Here is a 2692-nt window from a genome sequence, read left to right as displayed (position 1 = left end):
CGACGCCACCGCCGCCGATTTGCCGCCGCGCTTCGCCCAGCCCGCCACGCTGATCATGGGCGAGGCCGACCCGGCCGTGCCGGAGGCCGCGGTCAAGGCGCTGCGGGCGCGCTTCCGCGGCGCCGGGCTGGTCATGCTGCCCTGCCAGCACATCCCGAATTACGAGGAGCCGGCGGCGCTGGCCCAGGCCATGCTGGCGCATCTGGACGCGCAGGCCGAGGCGCCGGCCAACCTGCTGCGCGCCGGCCAGGAGGTGCGCAAGGCGGTGCTGGGCGAGGCGCATGTGGCGCGCGCCAGCGCCGCCGCGACCGCGCTCGACCGGCCGTTCCAGGACTACATCACCCGCAATGTCTGGGGCCAGATCTGGACCCGCCCCGGCCTGCCGCGCCACACCCGCAGCCTGCTGACGCTCGCGATGATGGCCGCCCTCGCCCGGCACGAGGAATTCGTGCTGCATGTGAAGGCGACGCGGCAGACCGGCGTGACACCGGAGGAACTGTCGGAGGTTCTGCTGCAGGTGGGGGCCTATGCCGGGGTGCCGGTGGCCAACCACGCGCTGAAACTGGCCAAGCAGGCCTTTCAGGAGATGGAGGCGGCGGAGGGCTGAGCCCTCCGCCCCCCACACGCGCCTTCTGCCACGGGAGAAATGCCGATGCTGTCCGTCAACCCCGCCGATGGCGCGGTCCTCTCCGTCCTCTACGGCACCGATGCGATGCGGGCGCTGGTGGGCGAGCGCGCCTTCCTCGCCCGCATGCTGGAGGTGGAGGCGGCGCTGGCCCGCGCCCAGGCGAAGCTCGGCATCATCCCGGCCGAGGCCGCCGATGCCATCACCGAGGCGGCGCAGCTCGAGAAGCTCGACCTGCCGGCGCTGGCGCGGGCCACCCGCAACACCGGCTACCCGGTGGTCGGGCTGGTCAAGCAGCTCTCGGCGCTGGCCGGGGCCGAGGCCGGGCGCTGGACGCATTGGGGCGCCACCACCCAGGACATCATCGACACCGCCATTGTCCTCCAGTTGCGGGACGCCTTCGCCCTGCTGGACGCCGACCTCGCCCGGCTGAACGCGGCGCTCGGCGCCCGCGCGCGGGAGCACCGCGACACGGTGATGGCCGGGCGCACCCACCTCCAGCACGCCCTGCCGCTGACCTTCGGCTACAAATGCGCCATCTGGCTGTCGCCGCTGATCACCATGCGCGAGCGCATCGCGCAGCTGCTGCCGCGCCTGCTGAAGGTGCAGTTCGGCGGCGCCGCCGGCACGCTGGCCTCGCTCGGCGACCAGGGGCTGGCGGTGGCGGAGGGGCTGGCGGCGGAGCTGGACCTCGCCGTGCCGGACGCGCCCTGGCATGTGGCGCGCGACGGCATGGCGGAGGCGGTCTGCCTGCTCGGCCTGCTGACCGGCGCGCTGTCGAAATTCGCCACCGACATCATGCTGCTGATGCAGACCGAGGTGGCCGAGGTGTTCGAGCCGCACGCGCCCGGCCGCGGCGGCTCCTCCACCATGCCGCAGAAGCGCAACCCGATCGCCTGCGAATACGTGCTGGCCCAGGCGCGCGGCGTGCAGGCGCTGGTGCCGCAGATGCTCGCCGCCATGGCGGTGGACCAGGAGCGCGGCACCGGCCCCTGGCAGGCCGAGCCGCTGGCCCTGCCCCAGGCCTTCACCCTGGCGCATGGCGCGCTGGACCAGGCGCGCTTCATCGCCGAGGGCATGGTGGTCGATGCCGCGCGCATGCGCCGCAACCTGGATTCCACCGGCGGGCTGATCGTGGCCGAGGCGGTGATGATGGGGCTCGCCCCGCATCTCGGCCGCGGCGGCGCGCATGACGCGGTGCACCATGCCTGCGACCTGGCGCTCGAGGCGGGAATCCCGCTGGCCGAGGCGCTGGGGCGCGACCCCTGCGTCACCGGCGTCATCTCCGCCGAGCAGATCGCCCGGCTGACCGACCCGTCGCATTACCTCGGCTGCGCGGGGGCCTTCATCGACCGGGTGCTGGCGCGGCTCTGAGGCGGCGGCGACGCGCCGCTCAAGATCGCGTGGCTTTCCTTGCGGGGCCGTGGCGGTAGCATGGGGCGCATGACGCCACGCCGCCGCCCCGCCGCCGCCCTGCTGCTGGCCAGCCTGCTTGCCCTGACGGGCTGCGATTCGCTGGTGAATGAAGGCTCGGCGGAGCTGGCCGGCCTCGGCAGCGCGGCCCTGGCCGGGGCGGTGACGCGCGACACCGCCATCACCGCCGGCATCGGCGTCGGCGTGCTCTCGGCGACGCGGGCCGGGCTCGACTACACCCGCCGCCGGCTGCAGCGGGCCGAGCAGGACAGCATCGCCGCCGCCGCCGGGCCGCTGGCGCCGGGCGCGGTGGCGCGCTGGTCGGTCACCCACAGCAACCCGATGGGCACCGACCATGCCGGGCAGGTCGCCATCAGCCGCGAGATCGGCGCGCTCGGCCTCGCCTGCCGCGAGATCGTCTTCTCCGTCGCCGGCGAGGTGGAGGCGGAGACCGAGTTCTTCACCGCCATCATCTGCCGCCAGGGCGAGCGCTGGAAATGGGCCAGCGCCGAGCCCGCCACCGAGCGCTGGGGCGCGCTGCAGTGAGGCGGCGCGCGGCGCTGCTGGCGCTGCTGGCGGCGCCGCTGCTCTCGGGCTGCGAACTGGCGGGCGGCATCGCCGGCGGCATCAGCGGCGGCGTCAGCGGCACGCTCA

The 2692-nt window shown here is 74.5% G+C and carries 3 protein-coding genes; all 3 read left to right on the top strand.

All coding sequences use genetic code 11. The annotated features are described in order from the left end of the window. On the top strand, positions 1 to 607 hold a 607-nt coding region (gene pcaC, locus HMPREF0731_RS19890; protein WP_007006011.1), incomplete at its 5' end, for a 4-carboxymuconolactone decarboxylase. A gap of 45 nt (positions 608 to 652) precedes the next feature. After that, a complete protein-coding gene (pcaB, locus tag HMPREF0731_RS19885; protein ID WP_245538370.1) occupies positions 653 to 1999 on the top strand; it encodes a 3-carboxy-cis,cis-muconate cycloisomerase in 1347 nt (448 codons plus the stop codon). A 69-nt stretch (positions 2000 to 2068) separates the two neighbouring features. After that, positions 2069 to 2584 carry a hypothetical protein gene (locus HMPREF0731_RS19880; protein WP_211207972.1) on the top strand — a complete coding sequence of 172 codons (516 nt, stop codon included), beginning with the start codon at positions 2069 to 2071 and terminating at the stop codon, positions 2582 to 2584. Positions 2585 to 2692 lie beyond the last annotated feature (108 nt).

This window comes from Pseudoroseomonas cervicalis ATCC 49957, assembly GCF_000164635.1.
Taxonomy (GTDB): domain Bacteria; phylum Pseudomonadota; class Alphaproteobacteria; order Acetobacterales; family Acetobacteraceae; genus Pseudoroseomonas; species Pseudoroseomonas cervicalis.
The sequence above is the reverse complement of the archived record's forward strand: the minus strand, read 5'-3'. Positions and strand labels throughout refer to the sequence as shown.

Excerpts from the sequence above, each read along its gene's own strand:
- pcaB (WP_245538370.1), top strand. The coding sequence starts at position 653 with ATGCTGTCCGTCAACCCCGCCGATGGCGCGGTCCTCTCCGTCCTCTAC.
- HMPREF0731_RS19880 (WP_211207972.1), top strand. The coding sequence starts at position 2,069 with ATGACGCCACGCCGCCGCCCCGCCGCCGCCCTGCTGCTGGCCAGCCTG.